General features: G+C 70.6%; 19 protein-coding genes and 1 tRNA gene. 12 read left to right on the forward strand and 8 right to left on the reverse strand.

What is annotated here, in order from left to right; all coding sequences use genetic code 11:
* Positions 1-8: 8 nt before the first annotated feature.
* The gene (locus tag AB0A95_RS09090) at positions 9-410 is read left to right on the forward strand and encodes a hypothetical protein (RefSeq protein ID WP_357555068.1); all 402 of its coding nucleotides are present in this window, start codon (positions 9-11) and stop codon (positions 408-410) included.
* On the opposite strand, the gene AB0A95_RS09095 is transcribed toward AB0A95_RS09090, so the two are convergent.
* Positions 378-977: a hypothetical protein gene (locus AB0A95_RS09095; RefSeq protein WP_357555069.1), complete on the reverse strand. Its 600-nt coding sequence runs from the start codon at positions 975-977 to the stop codon at positions 378-380. The two genes, AB0A95_RS09090 and AB0A95_RS09095, sit on opposite strands and share 33 nt — an antisense overlap.
* A 215-nt stretch (positions 978-1,192) precedes the next feature.
* On the opposite strand from AB0A95_RS09095, the gene AB0A95_RS09100 reads away from it, so the two are divergent.
* Positions 1,193-2,749 carry a S8 family serine peptidase gene (locus AB0A95_RS09100; RefSeq protein ID WP_357555070.1) on the forward strand — a complete coding sequence of 519 codons (1,557 nt, stop codon included), beginning with the start codon at positions 1,193-1,195 and terminating at the stop codon, positions 2,747-2,749.
* Between the two features lie 73 nt (positions 2,750-2,822).
* Here AB0A95_RS09100 and AB0A95_RS09105 read toward each other — a convergent pair whose 3' ends face one another.
* From AB0A95_RS09105 to AB0A95_RS09115, 3 genes are all read right to left on the reverse strand, one after another.
* Positions 2,823-3,629 (reverse strand): WecB/TagA/CpsF family glycosyltransferase, encoded by an 807-nt coding sequence (locus AB0A95_RS09105; RefSeq protein ID WP_357555071.1) that lies wholly within the window; start codon positions 3,627-3,629, stop codon positions 2,823-2,825.
* On the reverse strand, positions 3,626-4,741 hold the full coding sequence (locus AB0A95_RS09110) for an NAD-dependent epimerase/dehydratase family protein (RefSeq protein ID WP_357555072.1): 1,116 nt from the start codon (positions 4,739-4,741) through the stop codon (positions 3,626-3,628). Before AB0A95_RS09110 ends, AB0A95_RS09105 begins: the two co-directional genes overlap by 4 nt.
* Positions 4,742-4,804: 63 nt before the next feature.
* Positions 4,805-4,890 (reverse strand) — tRNA-Leu (locus tag AB0A95_RS09115).
* A 205-nt stretch (positions 4,891-5,095) separates the two neighbouring features.
* Here AB0A95_RS09115 and AB0A95_RS09120 point away from each other — a divergent pair.
* The 8 genes from AB0A95_RS09120 to AB0A95_RS09155 all read left to right on the forward strand — a co-directional run bounded on the left by AB0A95_RS09120 (position 5,096) and on the right by AB0A95_RS09155 (position 14,825).
* Entirely contained in the window at positions 5,096-5,884 is a 789-nt protein-coding gene (locus AB0A95_RS09120) for a DUF3662 and FHA domain-containing protein (RefSeq protein WP_007454122.1), read from the forward strand.
* A 6-nt stretch (positions 5,885-5,890) separates the two neighbouring features.
* Complete coding sequence (locus AB0A95_RS09125; protein ID WP_357066314.1) at positions 5,891-6,376, forward strand: FHA domain-containing protein; 486 nt, start codon at positions 5,891-5,893, stop codon at positions 6,374-6,376.
* Complete coding sequence (locus tag AB0A95_RS09130) at positions 6,373-7,842, forward strand: PP2C family serine/threonine-protein phosphatase (RefSeq protein WP_357555073.1); 1,470 nt, start codon at positions 6,373-6,375, stop codon at positions 7,840-7,842. The genes AB0A95_RS09125 and AB0A95_RS09130 overlap by 4 nt, the downstream gene beginning before the upstream one ends.
* 30 nt (positions 7,843-7,872) lie before the next feature.
* Positions 7,873-9,363: an FtsW/RodA/SpoVE family cell cycle protein gene (locus AB0A95_RS09135; protein WP_357555074.1), complete on the forward strand. Its 1,491-nt coding sequence runs from the start codon at positions 7,873-7,875 to the stop codon at positions 9,361-9,363.
* Complete coding sequence (locus tag AB0A95_RS09140; RefSeq protein WP_357555075.1) at positions 9,360-10,865, forward strand: penicillin-binding protein 2; 1,506 nt, start codon at positions 9,360-9,362, stop codon at positions 10,863-10,865. The genes AB0A95_RS09135 and AB0A95_RS09140 overlap by 4 nt, the downstream gene beginning before the upstream one ends.
* A gap of 1 nt (position 10,866) precedes the next feature.
* Positions 10,867-12,300 (forward strand): protein kinase, encoded by a 1,434-nt coding sequence (locus tag AB0A95_RS09145; RefSeq protein WP_357555076.1) that lies wholly within the window; start codon positions 10,867-10,869, stop codon positions 12,298-12,300.
* Entirely contained in the window at positions 12,297-14,117 is a 1,821-nt protein-coding gene (gene pknB, locus AB0A95_RS09150; protein ID WP_357555077.1) for a Stk1 family PASTA domain-containing Ser/Thr kinase, read from the forward strand. Before AB0A95_RS09145 ends, pknB begins: the two co-directional genes overlap by 4 nt.
* 75 nt (positions 14,118-14,192) lie before the next feature.
* Entirely contained in the window at positions 14,193-14,825 is a 633-nt protein-coding gene (locus AB0A95_RS09155) for an ElyC/SanA/YdcF family protein (protein ID WP_357555078.1), read from the forward strand.
* Between the two features lie 35 nt (positions 14,826-14,860).
* Here AB0A95_RS09155 and AB0A95_RS09160 read toward each other — a convergent pair whose 3' ends face one another.
* Genes AB0A95_RS09160 through AB0A95_RS09175 form a run of 4 tightly spaced genes read right to left on the reverse strand, consistent with a single transcriptional unit; the run spans position 14,861 to position 18,102 of the window.
* On the reverse strand, positions 14,861-15,511 hold the full coding sequence (locus AB0A95_RS09160) for an aminodeoxychorismate/anthranilate synthase component II (protein WP_357555079.1): 651 nt from the start codon (positions 15,509-15,511) through the stop codon (positions 14,861-14,863).
* 2 nt (positions 15,512-15,513) lie between these two features.
* A complete protein-coding gene (locus AB0A95_RS09165; RefSeq protein ID WP_357555080.1) occupies positions 15,514-15,792 on the reverse strand; it encodes a hypothetical protein in 279 nt (92 codons plus the stop codon).
* Between the two features lie 4 nt (positions 15,793-15,796).
* A complete protein-coding gene (locus tag AB0A95_RS09170; RefSeq protein WP_357555081.1) occupies positions 15,797-17,305 on the reverse strand; it encodes a class E sortase in 1,509 nt (502 codons plus the stop codon).
* A complete protein-coding gene (locus AB0A95_RS09175; RefSeq protein WP_357555082.1) occupies positions 17,302-18,102 on the reverse strand; it encodes a DUF881 domain-containing protein in 801 nt (266 codons plus the stop codon). The genes AB0A95_RS09170 and AB0A95_RS09175 overlap by 4 nt, the downstream gene beginning before the upstream one ends.
* 220 nt (positions 18,103-18,322) lie before the next feature.
* Here AB0A95_RS09175 and AB0A95_RS09180 point away from each other — a divergent pair, with 220 nt between their 5' ends.
* Together AB0A95_RS09180 and AB0A95_RS09185 are read left to right on the forward strand one after the other, a co-directional pair.
* Complete coding sequence (locus tag AB0A95_RS09180) at positions 18,323-18,586, forward strand: cell division protein CrgA (RefSeq protein WP_357377361.1); 264 nt, start codon at positions 18,323-18,325, stop codon at positions 18,584-18,586.
* Positions 18,587-18,794: 208 nt separating this feature from the next.
* Complete coding sequence (locus AB0A95_RS09185; protein ID WP_357555189.1) at positions 18,795-20,993, forward strand: (Fe-S)-binding protein; 2,199 nt, start codon at positions 18,795-18,797, stop codon at positions 20,991-20,993.
* Positions 20,994-21,098: the final 105 nt, after the last annotated feature.

A 21,098-nucleotide genomic window follows, 5' to 3' on the forward strand; every position in this document is an offset into this window, starting at 1 on the left:
CGAGACGGATGACGACGATCGGGTCAGACAATCTCACCAGCGGTCCGGGCAAACCGGAGCGGTTCGGTGGAAAGTACCGCGGAGCGCGTCGGGACAGCGTACTGACCGAGGTGGTTTCGACAGACCAGGAGATGAGCGGGCGGGACGGGTCGGTCTCCGAGTCGGCCGATATTCCGCTCTCGCTGCCCTCACTGGACCCGAACCCGCTGGTGGAGCCGTCGTTTCCGCCCACCGGCTGGCCGATGGAGCCCAGCGGCTCGCTGGCCGACCACCCGCTGCTGCGCGGTTTGCTGATGGAGTTGCCGCCGAGGGGCAGCGTGCCACCGCCGGGCTGGCTGGACCGCTGGTTCGAGGCGACCAGGGCGATCCTGGAACTGCTATACGTGCAGGGCGCCGGCCGTCCGCGCTGATCGCGGAACGCTGGGCTGGGCCCGCTCGGCGAACCGGCTGTGCCGCAGGGCGTGCCGGACCCCGATGGCGATCACCGCGAGCGCGCCCACGGTGATCGCCGGCCCGGTGACGCCCGGGTCGGCGCCGAGATCGGTGCCGATCGCCTCGATCACCGCCGGCACCGTGGCCAGGGCGGTCACCTGTAGCGGCAGGCCGACGAGCGGGTGGGCCGCGGCGGCGCGGAGCCCGTGTGGCGCCGGCGTGCCGGGGGCGCTGACGAACGCTCCCGCCCCGGCCCGCAGCCGCCGGATCCGCCGGAGGGAGCAGACCGTCGCCACGAGCGCCGGACCGGCGGCCAGGGTGAGCCCGGCCGCGGCACTGTCGACCGGCGCGGTGCCGGCACTGAGCAGGCCCGCGCCGAGCACGGCCGCGGTGAGCGCCACGCCGGTCAGAGCCAACACCAGCAACCATCCGGTACGCCGGCGCAGCAGGCAGGTGGTGCGCAGCCGGGGGAGCCCGTCGGCCACGACGCCGGCGGCCAACCAGACGGCGGCTACCGGAAGCAGGATGGTGAGTTGACTCTCCATGTTCGAGAGTCTTTCCCGAATCGCGCCGGTGCGAATCCGGGCCGGTCCCCTGTTCGCCCCGGACCCCAGGCCCGTAGGGGTCATCGCACCGAGATATGGACGTTTCGGCATGTCCAACTACCTGGTCGCTGACTTACCCTCAGCTAGATCGGCAATTGTCGATTGATGTTGGGACCGGTGGTCACGTTCCACCACCGGTCAGAGGGAGGTAGGAAATGGGTCTTCCACGAAGGTCCGTACTGGTCGGGGTGGCCACGGCGACCGTGCTGGCCGTCGGCACGCCAGCCCTGGCCGCCGAACCCGCGGGCGAGGTCAGGGCCGCCGGCGGAGCCACCGCCGTGCCGGACAGCTACATCGTCGTTCTCAAGGACAGCGCCGTGGCCCGCGACCGGGTCGGTGACACCGCGAAGCGGCTCTCCGGCCGCCACGGCGGCACCGTGGCCCGCACCTACGGCGCGGCGCTGCGCGGCTTCGAGGTCAAGGTCAGCGCGAGCGCGGCGGCGCGGATCGCGGCCGACCCGGCGGTGGCGTACGTCGAGCAGAACCACACAGTGTCCATCTCCGGCACACAGGCCAACCCGCCCTCCTGGGGCCTGGACCGGATCGACCAGCGCAACCTGCCGCTGGACAGCTCCTACACCTACCCGAACACGGCCAGCAACGTGCACGCCTACATCATCGACACCGGCATCCGGTTCTCCCACAACGACTTCGGCGGCCGGGCCACGTCCGGCTACGACTCGGTGGACGGCGGGGCGGCCGACGACTGCAACGGGCACGGCACGCACGTCGCCGGCACCGTCGGCGGATCCTCGTACGGGGTGGCCAAGGCGGTCCAGCTCGTCGGCGTCCGGGTGCTGAACTGCTCCGGCAGCGGCACCAACGCCGGTGTGATCGCCGGCGTCGACTGGGTCACCGCCAACGCGATCAAGCCGGCGGTGGCGAACATGAGCCTCGGTGGCGGCGCGAACAGCTCACTGGACAACGCCGTGCGCAACTCGATCGCCTCCGGTGTCACGTACGGCCTGGCGGCCGGCAACGACAACGGCGCGAACGCCTGCAACACCTCGCCGGCGCGTACCACGGAGGCCATCACCGTGGGCTCGACGACCAGCTCGGACGCCCGCTCGTCGTTCTCCAACGTCGGCACCTGCCTGGACATCTTCGCGCCCGGCTCGTCGATCACCTCGGCCTGGTACAACAGCAACACCGCGACCAACACGATCAGCGGCACCTCGATGGCGACGCCGCACGTGGTCGGCGCGGCGGCGCTGGTGGCCAGCGCCAACCCGAGCTGGACCCCGGCGCAGGTCCGCAACCAGTTGGTGGCCAACGCCACGCCCAACGTGGTGAGCAACCCCGGCTCTGGCTCACCGAACCTGCTGCTCTACGTGGGCACCGGCACCACCCCGCCGCCGCCCACCGGCTGCACCGGCACCAACGGCACCGACGTGTCGATCCCGGACGCCGGCGCGGCGGTGACCAGCTCGATCACCATCTCCGGCTGCGGTCGCAACGCCTCGTCGGCCTCCACCGTGGCGGTGAACATCGTGCACACCTACCGCGGTGACCTGGTCATCGACCTGCTCGCCCCGGACGGCAGCGCGTACCGGCTGAAGAACAGCAGCACCTCGGACAGCGCCGACAACGTGAACACCACCTACACGGCCAACGTGTCCGGTGAGGCCGCCGACGGCACCTGGCGGCTTCAGGTACGGGACACCTACTCGGCCGACACCGGCTACATCAACACCTGGACCCTGACCGTCTGACCCTGCCTCCCGCACGACCGAGGCCCCATCCCGAAGAGCTCGGGTGGGGCCTCGTGTCGTACGGGATCGGGGGTCAGACCGAGAAGGTGGTCGGCCGCTCGGTGGCCGGCGCCGGCGGGCGGGCCTTCCACAGGCCGACCTTCTGGGCGGCGAGCCGGGTCAGGTAGGCCGGGTTGAGGATGACGTAGCGGCGCCAGAGCCGCTTCGGCTCCAGACCGAGACGCCAGAACCACTCCAGGCCGGCGCGCTGCATCCAGCGCGGGGGCTGGCGCAGCAGGCCGGCGTGGTAGTCGAAGGCCGCGCCGACCGCCATCAGCGGCATGTCCAGCAGCGGCCGCATGGCGTACGCGAAGACCTCCTGGCGTGGGCAGCCCAGCCCGACCAGGACCAGCCGGGCACCGCTGGACCGGATGCGGTCGGCGATCTCGGTGTCCTCACCCGGCTGGACGGACCGAAACTTGGACGGCTCCACCCCGGCGATCTTCAGTGCGGGGAACATCCGCTCCAGTGCCGGGATCAACCGGGCGAGGGTCTCCTCGGTCGAGCCGTACAGGTAGACCGGCAGGCCCTCGTCGGCGAAGCGGGACAGCACGTGCAGGGTCAGCGTCGGCCCGTAGACCCGGTCGGCGAGCCCGGCGTGGTGCAGCAGGTTGAGCGCCCACCGCACCGGCTGCCCGTCCGGCGTGACCACGTCGAAGGAGTTGAGCCGGGCGTTGTGCGCCGGGTCCAGCACCCCGGTCATCACGCCGTGCACGGCCAGCGCGGTGAGCGCGAGCGGACGCCGCTCGTGCGCCGCGGTCACCACCGCGTCGGTCGCCGTCGCGTAGTCGGTGGCGTCGACCAGGACGCCGAGCACGTTGCGCTTGGTCCGCGCGGTCATGCCTTGAATACCCACTTGCCCACGTTGGCCTCGTAGATCTCCCGCAGGATCATCGGCACGTCGTAAGTGATCTTCCAGTCCGGGTACTGCGCCTCGAACCGCGCCATGCTGCTGACATACCACTGGTGGTCGCCGGTGCGGTTCTGCTCGACGTAGTTGATCCGCGCCTCGCGGCCGGTGATCTCCTCGGCGATCCGGAACGCCTCGATGTGGGAGGTGTTGGAGTGCCGGCCGCCACCGAGGTTGTAGACCTCGGCGGAGCGCGGGGCCCGGAAGAACGCCTCGAACGCGGTGAGCACGTCGCGTGAGTGGATCGCGTCCCGGACCATCTTGCCCTTGTAGCCGAACAGGTTGTATGTCCGGCCCTCCATCACGCAGCGCATCAGGTACGCCAGGAACCCGTGCAGCTCGGCGGCCGAGTGCGCCGGACCGGTGAGCGTGCCGCCGCGGAAGCAGGCGGTCTTCATGTCGAAGTAGCGCCCGTACTCCTGGACCATGACGTCCGCCGCGACCTTGGAAGCGCCGAAGACCGAGTGCAGCGAGTGGTCGATCGACATCTCTTCGGTGATGCCCTCGTACCAGCGATGGTCCTCGGGCAGTTCGTACCGTGTCTCCAGCTCGACCAGCGGCAGGCTGTTGGGCCGGTCGCCGTAGACCTTGTTCGTCGAGCAGTGGATGAACGGCGCGTCGATCGCGTGCCGGCGGGTGTTCTCCAGGATGTTGAGCGTGCCGCCGGCGTTCACGTCGAAGTCCGTGTACGGCTCCTTGGCCGCCCAGTCGTGACTCGGCTGAGCGGCGCTGTGGATTACCACGGCGATGTCCGAGGCGTACTTCTTGAAGACCTGCTCCAGGCCGTCGCGGTCCCGGATGTCCACCGCGAAATGCGTGTACGCGCTGCCCAGGTCGCGAGCGAGCCGCTCAAGGCTCCAGGATGTGGAGCCGTCCTCGCCGAAGAAATACCGGCGCATGTCGTTGTCGATGCCGACGACGTCCAGACCGAGGCCGGCGAAGTGCCGGACCGCCTCGGAGCCGATCAGGCCACCCGACCCTGTCACCAACGCGACACTCACACGCCACTCCCGGTCCATCGGAGGCAGAATCCATCGCAGCATAGCGTGACGTCTGGCCCGTCCCGATATGACGGAAGGGCCCCGCATAAGCGGAGCCCTCGTCGGTGGTGGGGATGGGGGGAGTTGAACCCCCACGCCCTTTCGGGCACACGGACCTGAACCGTGCGCGTCTGCCATTCCGCCACATCCCCGTGGCACAACCCGGAACACTGTAGCCGCCCCGGCCCCGCTGTCTCCAGCGGCCCCGGGAATACTACGCTGTCCAAGCGCTCGCCACTAACGGTTACCGTTCGTGGCGGACGAAAGATTAGCACGGCAAACCCGACCCTTCCGAACGGGTCGAGAGCAGGTGGCCGAGCGGCGTGTGAGCTGCGCGCGCGCCGGCCGGATACCATCATGTCCTCGGGACCCGAGGAGGAGCCGGTGAGCGTGCTGCAACGCTTCGAGAAGCGTCTGGAAGGCCTGGTAGAAGGGGCCTTCGCCAAGGTCTTCAAAGGGGTGGTCCACCCCGTGGAGATCCTCAACGCCATGCAGCGGGAGGCCGAGGCGCACAAGGCGATCCTGGCCGGTGGGCGCACGTTGGTGCCCAACCGCTACGTGATCGATCTCTCGCCGTTCGACCACAGTCGGCTGGCGCCGTACGCCGCTGCGCTGGCCCAGGAGTTGGCCCAGTCGCAGGCGGAGTTCATCGGCGAGCAGGCCTGGACGGTCTATGGCGACGTGATCGTCGAGATCGAGCGAGGCGAGGGCCTGGACACGGGCATGTTCCGTGTCACAGCCGAGGTCTACACCGGTGGCGAGGTCGCCCCGGTGTCGGCGCCCGGCTACGACGCCGGCCCGCCCGCCTACCCCGCGTACGACCAGGGTGGTGGCTACGGCCCTCCGCCCGGTCACGGTGGCGGTCGCAACGTGCGGCTGGTCTCCGGCGACGGTCGCACCTACCCCCTTCAGATGGGGTCGACGGTGATCGGTCGCGGCGACCAGGCCAACCTGCGTCTGCCCGACGTCGGCATCTCCCGGCGACACGCCCGGTTGGATTTCGACGGGGGTCAGGTCGTGCTGACCGATCTGGGGTCGACAAACGGCACCATGGTCAACGGGCAGCGGGTCTCCGCTGTCGCACTCAACCCCGGTGACATGGTCCAGCTCGGCACGACGACGCTGACCTTCCGCGTGGACGGCTGACCCGCCTTGCCGGAACTGGTCATCACAGTTGCCCGGTTCGGGTTCCTGATCCTGCTGTGGATCTTCGTGTTCACGGTGGTCGGCGTGATCCGCCGGGACCTCTTCGCGGGCGCCCGCTCCGGGCGTCTGGTGGCCGCGCCGCGCGCGGTGGGCGCCTCGACGGGGCAGGCGACGAAACCGGCGAAGGTCAAACGGGGAAGGGCGGCACACCAGCTCGTGGTGACAGCCGGTCAACTGGCCGGCACCAGGATCACTCTCGGTGAAGCGCAGATCACCATTGGTCGGGCTGAGGACTCCACCCTGGTCATCACCGACGACTACGCCTCCGCGCGACACGCCCGGCTCGTGCCGCGCGAGGGGCAGTGGTACGTCGAGGACCTCGGCTCGACTAACGGCACGTACCTCGATCGCGCTAAGGTCACCGGACCAACCCCCGTCCCCCTCGGCGTGCCGATCCGGATCGGCCGCACTTCCCTCGAATTACGGCCATGACTCTGACCCTGCGCTATGCGGCCCACAGCGACCGCGGTCTGATCCGAGACGGCAATCAAGACTCCGTCTACGCCGGGCCGCGGCTACTCGCCGTTGCCGACGGCATGGGCGGCATGGCCGCCGGTGACGTCGCCAGCAACATCGTCATAGGTGCCATGGCGCCGCTCGACGAGGACGTCCCCGGGGACGCTCTCGTCGACGCGTTGCGTTCGGCAGTGGGCACCGCCAACCAACAACTCCGCGACACCGTGGACGCCAACCCGCAGCTGGAGGGGATGGGCACCACGCTGACGGCGACCCTCTTCACCGGCAGCAAGCTGGGGATGGTCCACATCGGCGACTCGCGGGCCTACCTGCTGCGCAACGGTGATTTCGCGCAGATCACCAAGGACGACACGTACGTCCAGATGCTCGTCGACGAAGGCCGGATCAGCGCCGAGGAGGCGAGCAGCCACCCACAGCGGTCGCTGCTCACCCGGGCCCTCGACGGCCGGGACATCGACCCGGAATACTCGGTGCGCCAGGTGCTGCCCGGCGACAGGTATCTGATTTGTAGCGACGGCCTGTCGGGTGTGGTCAGCGCCGAGACCATCGGCGAGACTCTGCGGGAATACACCGACCCGCAGCAGTGCGTCGAGCGGTTGGTGCAGCTCGCGCTGCGCGGCGGTGGCCCGGACAACATCACGGTGATCATCGCCGACGCCACGGATCAGGACATCGTCGAGGCCAGCCCGATCGTCGGTGGTGCCGCCGCCCGGGACCGGGGCATGGCGACCTCCGCTGACGACTCGACTCCGGCCGCCCGGGCCTCGGCGCTCGCCGCGCCGCGTCCGGCCGTGCCCGAGGAGCCGGCGGCTTCGGACGACGAACCGGACCGTCCGAAGCGCCGCCCGGTGCGCACCGCCGCCATGGCGCTGGCCCTGCTGGTGATCGTGGGCGGAGGGGCCTTCGGGGGCTGGACGTACACCCAGCGGCAGTACTACGTGGGAGCCACCGAGGAGGGCCAGGTCGCCGTCTTCCGCGGCGTCCAGGGTGAGATCGCCGGGATGGACCTCTCCACGGTGCACCGCCGCAGCGGCACCCGACTGGACGACCTCACTGTCGCCGCGCAGGACACCGTACGGGTCGGCATCCGGGCCAAGAGCGAGCCGGACGCCGAGCGTCAGCTCGCCGAGCTGACCAGCGACTCCCCGAGCAACCCCAACCTGAAGCCGCTCTGCCCGCTCGATCCGTCCGCCGCGGCGGGTGGCACGCCGACGCCGGCCAGTGCGAGCCCGAGCCCGAACGGCAGCCCGAGCCCGAACGGCAGCCCGAGCACCATCGCGTCCCCGACATCCAACGGGGTTGTCAGCGCGAGCCCGACCGTCGGCGCCACCGCCATCGGCTCGTCCACCACACCCGACGTCACGCCCTCCGACTCGGCCACGCCGGCGCTCGACCCGGCCGCCTGCCGATCTCCTGAGTGAGCGTCGGCTGAGATCCCGAGGATTCCACCTGTGACCGTAGCGGCCACACCGGCACCCTCGCCCGCCACCGCGGGCGAGCAGTCCGGCGTACGCCTGGCGCGGTCGCGCCGCAACGCCGAGCTGTCCCTCCTGCTGCTCGCCATGGCGTTGGTGGCCGCCTACGGGGCGACCGTCGAGGCGAACCTGCTGGACACCGTCACCCCGGACTTCTGGGTGCCCGCCGCCGCGCTCGGCGCGGTCTTCCTCGGCCTGCACCTGGTCATCCGATTCCTCGCCCCGTTCGCCGACCCGGCGCTGTTGCCGGCGGTGGCCCTGCTCAACGGGCTCGGGGTGGGCTTCCTGCGCCGGATCGACCTGGGCGACGCGCCAGTGGCCGACCGGGAGAGCCTGGCCACCTTCGCCGGCATCGGCGGGCGGCAGTTGGCCTGGACGCTCGGCGCGGTGATCCTCGCCGCCGGCCTGCTCGCCATCATGCGCGACCACCGTTCGGTCTCCCGGTACGCGTACACCCTGGGGTTGGCCGGCATCGTGCTGGTGATGCTCCCGGCGGTGTTGCCCCGGAGCATCTCCGAGATCAACGGTGCGAAGCTGTGGATCCGGGTGGGTGGTTTCTCCATCCAGCCGGGTGAGTTCGCCAAGCTGGCGCTGCTCGTCTTCTTCGCCTACTACCTGGTCCGCAAGCGCGAGGTGCTCTCGCTGGCGAGTCGACGGTTCCTCGGCATCGACTTCCCGCGCGGGCGCGACCTCGGCCCGGTGGTCGGCGTCTGGCTGGTCAGCCTCATGGTCCTCGTCTTCGAGAAGGACCTGGGCACGTCGCTGCTCTACTTCGGCATGTTCGTGGTGACTCTCTACATCGCCACCGAACGGGTCAGTTGGCTGCTGATCGGTCTCGTCCTCTTCTTCGGTGGGGCCTACCTCGCCTACGTCCTCGGTTCGACTGTCGGCGGCCCGTTCGCCAACTTCTACGTCCGGGCGGAGATCTGGCTGGACCCGTTCGCCGACCCGACCGACAAGGGCTACCAACTCGTGCAGGGGTTGCTCGCCCTGGGCACGGGTGGGCTCTTCGGCGCCGGGCCGGGCGGCGGCCAACCGGACAGCCTGCCCGAGGTGCAGAACGACTTCATCTTCGCTGGCCTCGGCGAGGAGCTCGGCCTCTTCGGGCTCTCCGCCCTGCTCGTCGTCTACCTGTTGATCGTGGAGCGGGGGCTGCGGGCCGCGCTCGCGGTCCGGGACTCGTTCGGCAAGCTCCTCGCCGGCGGTCTCGCGTTCACTCTCGGCCTCCAGGTCTTCGTGATCGTCGGCGGGATCAGCAAGCTCATCCCGCTGACCGGTCAGACCACCCCGTTCCTGTCCGCCGGTGGCTCGTCGTTGATGGCCAACTGGTTGCTCATCGCCGTGCTGCTGCGGGTCTCCGACGGAGCCCGCCGGCCGGTCGGCGGGAGCGCCAGCAAGGCCGCCCGACCCACCGGTGGCACACCGGAGCAGCTGCACGGTGCTCCCACGGAGGTGATCAAGCCGTGAACGCACCACTGCGCCGGGTCGGCGTCGTCGTCATGGTCCTGTTCGGCCTGCTCTTCGCCAACCTCAACTGGGTGCAGTTCCAGAAGGCCGACGAGTACCGCACCAGCGACTACAACGGTCGGGTCCAGGTCGCCGACTACAAGCGCAAGCGCGGCAACATCGAGGCCGGCGGCACGGCGGTGGCGACAAGCAAGGAGACCACCGGCAGGCTGAAGTTCCAGCGCACCTACCCGGCTGGCGCGGAGTACGCTCACGTGCTCGGCTACAAACCGGTCAGCCTGGCCGACACGGGCATTGAGCGGGCGGAGAACGACTTCCTGGCCGGCACCAGCGACCAGCTGATCGGTGACCGGATCAAGGACATGTTCACCGGCGACGAGAGCGGTGGCGGCAACGTGCTGCTCAGCCTCTCCAAGAAGGCCCAGGACACGGCGTACAACCAGCTGCGGAACAACCAGGTGGGGGCGAAGCGGGGCGCGGCCATCGCCATCGACCCGCGTACCGGGGCGGTGCAGGCGCTTGTCTCCATGCCCAGCTTCGACCCGAACCCGCTGGCCAGCCACACCGACAAGGACGCGGCCGCGGCGTACAACAAGCTGGAGCAGGACCCGGCGGGCCCGCTGAAGAACCGGGCGCTCTCCGAGACACTGCCGCCGGGCTCCACGTTCAAGATCGTGGTCGCCGCGGCGGCACTGGAGAACGGCGTCGGCAAGACCACCCAGATCGCGGCCGGTCCCAGTTGGACGCCGCCCACCTCCGGCACCCCGATCCGCAACGCCGACCCGTCGATCTGCCCCCAGTCGAAGGTCACCCTGCTGGACGCGGTCACCGAGTCGTGCAACACCGGCTTCGCGCAGCTCGGCGTCCGGCTCGGCGCCGACGCTGTCAAGGAGAAGGCCCGGCAGTTCGGCTTCGAGCAGGAGGACCTGACAGTCGGTCACCTCGGCGAGGACGGCCTGCCCACGGCGGCCAGCCGGACCGGTGACATGCTGAACCCGGACGGCAGTGTCGACCAGGCCGCACTGGCCCAGTCCTCGATCGGCCAGAACAACGTCCGGATGACCCCGCTCGAAGGCGCCATGATCGCCGGTGCGATCGCCAACAACGGCAGCCAGATGCGACCGTACCTGGTCCAGCAGTTGCTCGCCCCGGACCGGACCACCAGCTACTTCACCGCCAAGCAACGGGAGCTGCGTCAGCCGGTCGAGCCGCAGGTCGCCGCCGACCTGCGCGAGATGATGGTCAGCGTCGTCCAGAACGGCACCGGCCGGAAGGCCGCGATCAGCGGCTACACGGTCGGCGGCAAGACCGGCACCGCGCAGTCCGCACCCGACCGGCCCGACCACGGCTGGTTCATCGGCTTCGTCCTGGACAAGAACGGCACCCCGATCTCCGCGGTCTGCGTGATGCTTGAGCAGGCCGGGCCCGGTGGCAGCGGCGAGGCAGCCCGGATCGCCGGTCAGATCATGCGGGCCACCATCGCCGACCCCGGGGGGCGCTGACATGCTCAGCCCCGGCGTCCAGCTCGGCAACCGCTACCGTCTCGACGAGCGGATCGCCAGCGGCGGCATGGGCGACGTCTGGCGCGGCACCGACCAGGTGCTCGGCCGGACGGTCGCGGTCAAGAGCCTGCTTCCCGCCCTGCTCGACGACCCGGACTTCGCCGAGCGGTTCCGTGGTGAGGCCCGCACCATGGCGACGATCAACCACCCCGGCGTGGTGGACGTCTACGACTTCGGCAACGACCAGCAGATCGCTTTCCTGGTCATGGAGTACGTCGAGGGCGACGCCCTGTCGTCCACGCTGAGTCGGGTCGGCCGGCTCACCCCGGCCCGGACGATGGCCCTCGTCGCACAGGCCGCCGACGCGTTGCATGCCGCGCACGAGAAGGGCATCGTGCACCGCGACGTGAAGCCGGGCAACCTGCTGGTCCGGCCGAACGGCACGCTGGTGCTCACCGACTTCGGTATCGCCCGCTCCGACCTGGTCGGCCAGCTCACCGCCGCCGGTTCGGTGCTCGGCACCGCCTCGTACATCTCTCCGGAGCAGGCGACCGGCGGTGTGGCCACTCCGGCCTCCGACGTGTACGCGCTCGGCGTGGTCGCCTACCAGTGCCTGGCCGGGCGGCGTCCGTTCGAGGGCGACAACCCGCTCGACATCGCGATGCGGCACGTCCGGGAGACGCCTCGGCCGCTGCCGTCCGACATTCCCCCGCAGGTGCGGACGGTTGTCGAACGGGCGTTGGCGAAGGACCCGGCCGCCCGTTGGCCGAGCGCCGCGGCCCTGGCCGGGGTCGCCCGTCAGCTCAAGGCCGCGCTTTCCCAGCAGGCCAGGGCCGGTGGCAACTCCGGGCCGGTCTCCGCGGCACCGGCCTCACCGGCCGCGCCGGGTCGGGCCCAGGTGCCGCAGGCGCACCAGATGCGGCCACCGGGTGCCCGTCCGCCGGCCGCCGCCGGGCCGAGACCGACAGCTGTCGCGCCGGCCCAGCAGCCACGGCCCACCGCTGTCGCGCCGGCTCAGCAGCCACGACCTACCGCTGTCGCGCCGGCCGCTCGACCGCCAGCCGCACCGAACGGCTACCCGCGCGGTGCCGCGGCGGTGCCGACCGCACCCCGGCAGCAGCAACAGCCGGCGTACGCCCGGCAGGCCGGCCCATCGACGCCGTCACCCGAGCCTCGGCGGTCCCGACCGGGAATGGTGCTTCTCGCCATCTTGCTGGCCGTGCTGGTCCTGCTCTGCTCCGGCGTGATTTCCTACTACCTGAACAAGCAGTCGCAGGCCGGCGAACCCGTCGGGTCGAGTGCGCGCACCGTGACGTCCGGCGTGCTGCGACTCGACGGGCGCGACGATGTGACCCAGACGTCGTACCGTCGGGAGATACGACTCCAGCCGGGCGACGGCGGGACGACGACGAGCGAAGGACGACAGACGCGATGACAGCGCAGGCCCGCCTGCTCGGTGGCAGGTACCAGGTCGGCGAGCTGCTCGGCTACGGCGGCATGGCCGAGGTGCACCGCGGTCGCGATCTCCGGCTCGGTCGGGACGTCGCGATCAAGATGCTCCGCACCGACCTGGCTCGGGACGCGACGTTCCAGATGCGGTTCCGTCGGGAGGCGCAGAACGCCGCCTCGCTCAACCACCCGGCGATCGTGGCGGTCTACGACACCGGTGAGGAGACCGCGCCGACCGGCGAGACACTGCCGTTCATCGTGATGGAGTTCGTCAACGGACGGACCTTGAAGGAGGTCCTCGGCGCCGAGGGGCGGCTACAGCCGCGCCGGGCGCTGGAGATCTGCGCCGACATGTGCGCCGCGCTGGAGTTCAGCCACCGGCACGGCATCATCCACCGGGACATCAAGCCCGGCAACGTGATGCTCACCCAGACCGGCCAGGTCAAGGTGATGGACTTCGGCATCGCCCGTGCGCTGGCCAGCGGCGCGACCACGATGACGCAGACCAGCGCGGTGATCGGCACGGCACAGTACCTGTCCCCGGAGCAGGCGCGCGGCGAGGCCGTCGACGCCCGCTCCGATGTGTACGCGGCCGGCTGTGTGCTCTTCGAGCTGGTCTGCGGGCACCCGCCGTTCGTCGGGGACAGCCCGGTCAGCGTGGCGTACCAGCATGTCCGGGAGACGCCGCCGACGCCGAGTGACATCAACCCGGATGTCACCCCGGCCGTCGACGCGATCGTGTTGAAGGCGCTGTCGAAGAACCCGCTCAACCGCTACCAGAGCGCCGGCGAGATGCGGGCCGACCTGCTCCGCGCCGCCGCCGGCCGGCCCGTGCTGGCTACCCCGGTGTTGCGCGAGGCGGAGACTGTGGCGATGGCACCTGCCGGCGGTCGGGGTGGCTACCCGGTTGCCGCCGGTGGGCCCCAGACCGGGCAGATTCCGGCCCGGGTGGGTGATCCGCGCCAGCGCAAGGCGTCCTCCTGGGTGATCGCGACGTTCAGCGCGGTCGGCGTGCTGGCGGTGATCGCCCTGGTCGCCGCCCTGCTCTGGAACATGCAACAGGACAAGGCCAACAAGCTGGTGCCCAACCTCAGCGGCAAGAGCCAGACCGTCGCCTTCACCGAGATCCAGGGCGCCGACCTCCAGCCGAAGCTGGGTGACCCGATCCTGGCCAACGACTGCACGAAGGGCACCGTCGCCAAGCAGGATCCGCCACCGAACACTCGGCTGGAGCAGGGCAGCGCGGTGACCATTCAGCTCTGCGACGGCAAGCCGGCCGTGAAGATCCCCCCCGGCCTGGTCAACTCCCAGTACGAGCTCGTCAAGTCTCAGCTTGAGGGCCAGGGGTTGAAGGTCCAGGACAAGCAGGTGGACAACCCCGCGGCGAAGGGCACCGTGCTCAAGCTGACCCCGCCGTCGGGGACCACCGTCGCGCAGGACAGCACGGTGATCGTCGAGGTCTCCAAGGGCAACGTCGGCAAGGTGCCCAACGTGGTCAACTCCACCCGCGACGAGGCCGCCCAGGAGCTTCGCGAGGCGGGTTACAAGGTCGAATTCCGCGACGGTGACGAGGTGCCGGCGGACCAGGCCGGTCGGGTCCAGAGGCAGAATCCGACCGCGGGCACCGCACTGGCCAAGGACAGGACCGTGACCATTGAGATCGGCATTCCGTTGAAGGTGGTCGACCCGCCGCCCAGCGGTACGCCCAGCGGCACGCCGTCGGTCACGCCGACCACGCCCGGCAGCGGGGGCGGCGTCGGTCTGCCGTTCCCGCCCCCGCCGGGCCGGCAACCCGAGGACTAGGCCTGTCCCGGTATGAGCGACGCCGAAGCGTCGGGTGTCGTCCCGGTACGCCGACGTCCTCGACGCCTCAGACGCGTGGCCGTCCTGGCGACCGCCGTGCTGCTGCTCGCCAGTCTTCCGTGGCTGTGGACGACGACTGCCGCCCGCGGCCACCTGTACGCCGAGGCCGACGCCCCGGCCGCCGAGGTGGTGATCGTCCTCGGTACCGCCGTGGCGGCTGATCGGCGACGGCCGGGCGACCGGCTCGCCGGCCGGTTGGAGACCGCCGCCGAGTTGGTGACCAGCGGGCGGGCCAAGGTCGTGCTCGTGTCCGGCGACGGGGGCGGCGCGTCGGGTGACGAGCCCGCGGTGATGACGTCGTACCTCACCGAACTCGGCGTCGACGCGCGTCGCGTGGTGGCCGACCCGTTCGGCCTGGACACCTACGACAGCTGTGCCCGGGCGCGCGAGGTGTACGGCGTCCAGCGGGCCCTGATCGTGACCCAGTCCTACCACGTGTCCCGCGCGGTGACGCTGTGCCGGCATCTCGGCCTCGACGTCGACGGGGTCACCGCACGGTGCGACGGCTGCGGTCCGGTCCTGCTCGCCGAGAAGTCGATCCGGGACTATTTCGCAAGCGGCAAGGCGGCGTGGGACGCGGCCCGGGATCGGGCCCCGGCGGTCCGCTCACCCGTGGACCCGGCGGTTCAGGACGCGCTGCGCGGCTGACCCGGCCAGCGGGACGCCCCACCGGCCGAGCCGCCTCAGGTGGTGGCGAAGGCCGCCCGGCGGCGGGCGTCGACCTCGGCGGCCAGTGCGGGGGCGCGCTCCAACGCCTCCCGGTGACCGCAACCGGCCAGCCAGTTGGCCAGCATCAGGTGGCCGCCCTCGGTGAGCACCGACTCCGGGTGGAACTGGACGCCCTCGATGGGCAGCGTCCGGTGCCGCATCGCCATCACCACACCGGAGCCGGTCCAGCCGGTGACCTCCAGCTCCTCGGGGAGCGTGTCGGGCAGTACGGCGAGTGAGTGGTAGCGGGTGGCGGTGAACGGGTCGGGCAGGCCGGCGAGTACGCCCACCGAGTCGTGGCGTACCTCGGAGGTCTTGCCGTGCAGCAACTCGGGTGCGCGCGTCACCGTCGCACCGAACGCCTCGCCGATCGCCTGGTGGCCGAGGCAGACGCCGAAGATCGGCAGCTCGCCCGCGTACCGTCGGATGACGTCCAGGCAGATGCCGGCGCGGTCGGGGCTGCCCGGCCCGGGGGAGAGCAGGATGCCGGCCGCGCCCACACTGCCCACCGCCTCGACGTCGATCTCGTCGTTGCGGCGGACCTCGCAGTCCACGCCGAGCTGGCCGAGATATTGCACGAGGTTGAAGACGAACGAGTCGTAGTTGTCGATCACCAAGATGCGCATTGTCACCTGCTCGGGGAGGGCGGCGCCGGGTTGTTCTGGTTGGTGTCGTACGGCAGGTCGTGCTCGTCGCCGGCCGGGGTGTCGCCGGTCACCGGGCCGCCGTCGCCCGATTCGGCGGGAACACCCGACTCGACCTGCACGTCGTCGAAGGGCAGCAGGGGCTCGGCCCACGGAAAGGCGACGTACCAGAGCAGCGCCACAGTGGCGGCCACCAGCAGCACCGAGCCGACCAGTTTTCCGACCACGCCGAACGGCAGCTTGCGCCAGATGAACGCGTACATCCGGTCAGCCTCCCAGCTCAGCCGGCCGGCCCGCCGACTTGGGTTGGGTGCGGTCCAGCTCGGCGTGAATGATCAGCCGCTGGTAGTTGTCCCACTTGGGGTTGCAGGTGGTCAGGGTGAGCATCCGCTTGGTCGGCTTCTTGTTCGGCTCGCCGGGCACCGGTGCCACCACCTCCACCTGGGTGGGTCGGACGATCCGCGACTGCGACACCCGGTAGACGTACCAGTCGGTCTTGCTCTCGACCACGATGGCGTCGCCCTCGCCCAGCTCGTCCAGCCGCCAGAAGGTGGCCCGGTTGCGGTGCCCGGCGACGGAGAAGTTGCCCACCTGGCCGGGCATCGCGCTGGTCGGGTAGTGGCCCGGGGCGTAGCGGATGTCCTCCTGGGTGACGCCCTCGACCACCACCAGGTTCTTGTCGATCTTGGGGATGTAGAGGCCGGCGAGCGGCTTGCCGCGTACCGGCGGCGAAGGCTTGCCAGCCGGGCGAGCCGACGGGACGACAGTCGGGTCGTCGGTCGGGCCCCACTGCTCGGCCAGTTGGTTGGTGAGGTCGTTCTGGTGGGCGTCGACGATCGCCGACTTGCCCCACACCTCGTAGCCGGCGAAGAGCAGCACCACCAGACCGAAGGTGATCAGGATTTCGCCGGTGACGCGGACACCGGTGCGGATTCGTGAGCCGAGCGACGGGCGGGTGAGCTCGGAGTAGACGCTCTTGTAGCCCTCGCCGGTCTGGTGTGGTCGGAGCTGGACCACCCGCTCGCCGCGCCGGGGTCGGGGCGGCTCGGCGGGGTTGTCGCCGCCGGTCGGCTCCTGCGGACCCGGCGTACGGGGGACGGCACCCATCAGCGTTGTCGAGTCCATCGTCGGCGGCCGGGTGGTGGGCCTGGCGGACACGACGGGAATCAACGCGGTGGCGGCGGGGTCGGCGACGCGCTCCGGCCCGCTGGGCGGGACCTGGCCCGGCCCGGCCGCGGAGGAGGTCTCCTGGCCGGCCGGGGAGCCGGTCGGTCGGGTGGGCCGGGCGGCGATCTGGGGGATGAACGCGGTCGGCGCGTCGGCAACCGGCGACGTGGGAGGGCCGGACGGTGCGGGTTGACTCGGCGTGCCGGAGGTCGTCGACCGGGTCGGCGTCCCGCCGGACGTGCCCGGGACGGTCGGGGTGGCACCCGACGCGCCACCGGTGGCCGACGGTTGGGCGGGTGCGGCCGGTTGGGTGGGTGCGGTCGGATGGGTGGGCGCTGCCCCGGGCGTCGCGGCGCCCGGCCACGGCGGAGGTGCGTCGACCCCCGGGCGGCCGGTGGTGGGGGCCGGGTCGGCCGGGCGGGGAGGCTCGGGTGGGGTCGACGGGCGTGCCGCACCGGGGCGGGCGGGCAACACCGGCTCAGGCCAGTTGCCGGTCGGGGTCGGTCGGCCAGGCGTCGGCTCGGGTCTGTCGACCTTGGGCAGGAAGGCTGTCGGATCGTCGGTCTGGTCCCGGTGTCGCCCGTCGCGACGTTCGTCCGGCCCGCTCATTTAGGCACCGTAGCCGAGCGCAGGGAGGTCGAGTCCTCGAATGCGGGGACCCGCACCGTGGAGACCGTCTCCTTGTAGCCGAGCTGGTAGTCGTCGACCGCGTCCTTGAACCACTGGACTCCCTGGGAGCTGGCGAGGGCCTGCTGGAGGGCAGCGGGGTCGCCGATCGCTACGATCTTGAACGGTGGGGAGTACACCCGGCCGTGCAGCAGCAGGGTGTTACCGACGCAGCGTACCGCGCTGGTCGCGAGCACGCGGACGTTCATGATGGACATGGCCTCCGCTCCGCCGGCCCAGAGCGCGTTTACCACCGCCTGTACGTCCGCCTGGTGCACCACCAGGTCGTCGTTGCTGGCGTCCGACTTGGTCTGGTCGAGCTGCGGTGCGTCGTTCAGCTCGACAGTGACCCCGGGCCCGCCGAGGGCGGTGAACCCGGCGGCCTGGAGGCTGCCCTGGGCGCGATTCTGCTGCTCCTTGATCGGGGCGTCCGAGCCGGCCAGGGTGTTGGTCCGTTGCTCGACCTCGCCGCGCAGCGTGGCGGCCCGGCGTTCGCTCGCTGCCACCTGCTCGCGCCGGTCCTCGATGAACTGGTTGAGTTGGGGTCGCCGGTCCTCCCGCAGGGCGGTGCCGCCGGCGGTGGTCGCGGTGGTGGTGAAGAGCAGGCCCGCCGCGGCGGCGATCAGGGGCACCCCGATCGACCAGCCCGGACGCCGTTGACGCGGGCGCCGGGGCAGCAGCCCGGCGGCGGCCCGTCGGAGGACCTTCTGCCAGGAGGTTGCGCCGGATGTGTACTCCACCGAGCGTTCCTTCCGCGTGTCGGGGATCGGTCCGCCCCGGCTGGCCGGTGATGCGAACAGTCCCGCCTTTTTCGGTCACTCCGTGCACCGGCCTGACCCCATTCATGGTCCGGACGGGCAATCGGGACTACGCTAGCTGTCGAACATTATTGGCCATGGACCGTCGCCCCCGCGCCCGGTTGTCAGGCCGGACGAGGTCGTCACCCCTCTGGAGAGCGTCGTGCCCAAGTCTCAGGTCCGCAAGAAGAAGGTGTACACCCCGCCGACGGACGTCCGTCCGACGACGGCGGCGTCGACGCGCAAGCCTAGCCCGGTGTGGTTGCCGGTCACCGCTGTCGCCCTGATCGTCGTGGGCATCGGCTGGCTGGTGCTCTATTACCTGTCCGAGCAGGAGTACCCGGTCGCCGCGTGGGGCTACTGGAACCTCGCTGTCGGTTTCGGCGCGATGGTCGCCTCGCTGGGGCTGCTCTCCCGCTGGCGCTGAGCCGGCTCGGGGCCGTCGCGTCGGCGGTCCCACGTCCACCCACAGCGCCCCTGCCCGGCAGGATCGGGTGGGGCCCCCTATGGTGTCCGCAGGCAGCGTGGCCTACTGCGAGATGACTCACGTTACTGCTGGGTAACCTTCGCGTAGGCTGCACTGCATGACCGAGCACGGCGAGGTCATCAGGCAGCAGACCGGGGAGGCCAACTCGATGGGCAGCGTCCAGATCGTCACCACGATCCTCGCGGCCGCCATCACCGCCGTGGCGGTGTGGCTTGCGGTGCGTGCGGTCCTGAAGATGGTGGCAGTCATCCGGCTCGGGCAGCCGGCACCGGAACGGTTCAGCGACAAGATCACCCGCGCCCGGACCATGCTCGTCGAGACGGCCGGCCACACCCGGATGCTCAAGTGGGGCGTGGTGGGCGCCGCGCACTGGTTCGTGATGGTCGGCTTCGTCGTGCTGTCGCTGCTGGTGCTCGAGGCGTACTTCGAGGTGGTCACCACCGACGGTGGCCTGCCGGTCATCGGGCACTGGACGATCTTCGGCCTGGTCACCGAGATCATCGGGGTGCTGGGTCTGGTCGGCATCCTGGTGCTGATGGCGATCCGGCTGCGCAACCGGCCGACCCGGCCGGGCGGGCGGTCCCGGTTCACCGGCTCGACCATGTGGCAGGGCTACTTCGTCGAGTGGATCGTGCTGCTGGTCCTGGTCTTCGGGTTCGTGATCCGGGGTTTCAAGGTCGCCACCGACCACTTCGAGTTCCCGGTCTGGGCCACCCCGGTCAGCCACGCGGTCGGCGCGGTGCTGCCGGCCTGGGCGGACGGGGTCAGCGTCGCCGCCGCCATCAAGATCATCATTTCGATGACCTGGCTGATCGTCATCTCCCTGAACGTCACAATGGGTGTCGCCTGGCACCGCTTCCTGGCGTTCCCCAACATCTTCTTCAAGCGCGAGCCGGCCCGGCCGGCCGGCTCCGGCCTCGGCGCGCTGCGCCCGATGACCAGCCAGGGCAAGCCGCTCGACTTCGAGGAGGCGGACCCGGAGAAGGACCAGTTCGGCGTCGCCCACGTCGAGCAGTTCACCTGGAAGGGCCTCCTGGACTTCAGCACCTGCACCGAGTGCGGGCGCTGCCAGTCGCAGTGCCCGGCCTGGAACACCGGCAAGCCCCTGTCACCCAAGCTGCTCATCCTGAGCCTGCGCGACCACGCGTACGCCAAGGCGCCCTACCTGCTGGCCGGCGGCGGCAAGGACCTGACCGGCGAGGAGAAGGCCACCCAGGCGCAGCTCGCCCACCTGGACGTGCTGGCCCTGGCCGAGGCCGACAAGCCGCTGATCGGCACCGCCGAGGAGGGCGGTGTCATCGACCCGGACGTGCTCTGGTCCTGCACCACCTGCGGCGCCTGCGTCGAGCAGTGCCCGGTCGACATCGAGCATGTGGACCACATCGTCGACATGCGCCGCTACCAGGTGCTGATCGAGTCGAGTTTCCCCTCCGAGGCCGGCGTGATGCTGCGCAACCTGGAGAACAAGGGCAACCCGTGGGGTGCGCCGCAGAACACCCGCGAGGACTGGACCAAGGGCCTGGACTTCGAGGTGCCCCGGGTCGGCGAGGTGGACGACTTCGAGTACCTGTTCTGGGTCGGCTGTGCGGGTGCCTTCGAGGACCGGGCCAAGAAGACCACCCGCGCGGTGGCCACGCTGCTCAACGAGGCGGGCGTGTCGTTCGCGATCCTGGGCGAGGGCGAGACCTGCTCGGGTGACCCGGCACGGCGGATCGGCAACGAGTTCGTCTTCCAGATGCTCGCCCAGCAGAACGTGGAGACGCTGAACGAGGCGTTCGAGGGCCGGGACAGGGCCAAGCGCAAGATCGTCGCGACCTGCCCGCACTGCTTTAACACCCTGGGCAACGAGTACGGCCAACTCGGCGGCGAGTTCGAGGTGGTCCACCACACCCAACTGCTGGCCCACCTGGTCGCCACCGGCAAGCTCACGCCGGTGCAGCCGGTCGACGGCGGCGTCACCTACCACGATCCCTGCTACCTGGGCCGGCACAACCGGGTCTTCGCGGCACCCCGGGAGGTCCTCGGCGACGCCATCGCCGGCGAGCTGACCGAGATGCCGCGCAACAGCGAACGCTCCTTCTGCTGCGGTGCCGGCGGCGCCCGGATGTGGATGGAGGAGAAGATCGGCAAGCGGATCAACGTGGACCGGGTCGAGGAGGCAATGGCCACCGGCGCGAGGACTGTCGCCGTCGGCTGCCCGTTCTGCTCGACGATGCTCAACGACGGGGTCAACGGCAAGGGCGCCGGCGAGCAGGTCGAGGTGATCGACGTGGCGAGCGTGCTGCTCCGTTCGGTCAAGCCGGAGCAGCCGCAGGGCGGCAGGGAGACGACGCCGGTCGCCGGCTGAGGCGCGTACACCCGGGATCTGTTCACCGACGGCGACGGCGGCCCCGTGCGGGCCGCCGTCGCCGTGCAAGAATCTCGCCGAGGTGAGGCGACATCGACGGCCTGC

This window comes from Micromonospora sp. NPDC049230 (genome assembly GCF_040647875.1).
In the GTDB taxonomy this organism is placed as follows: Bacteria; Actinomycetota; Actinomycetes; order Mycobacteriales; family Micromonosporaceae; genus Micromonospora.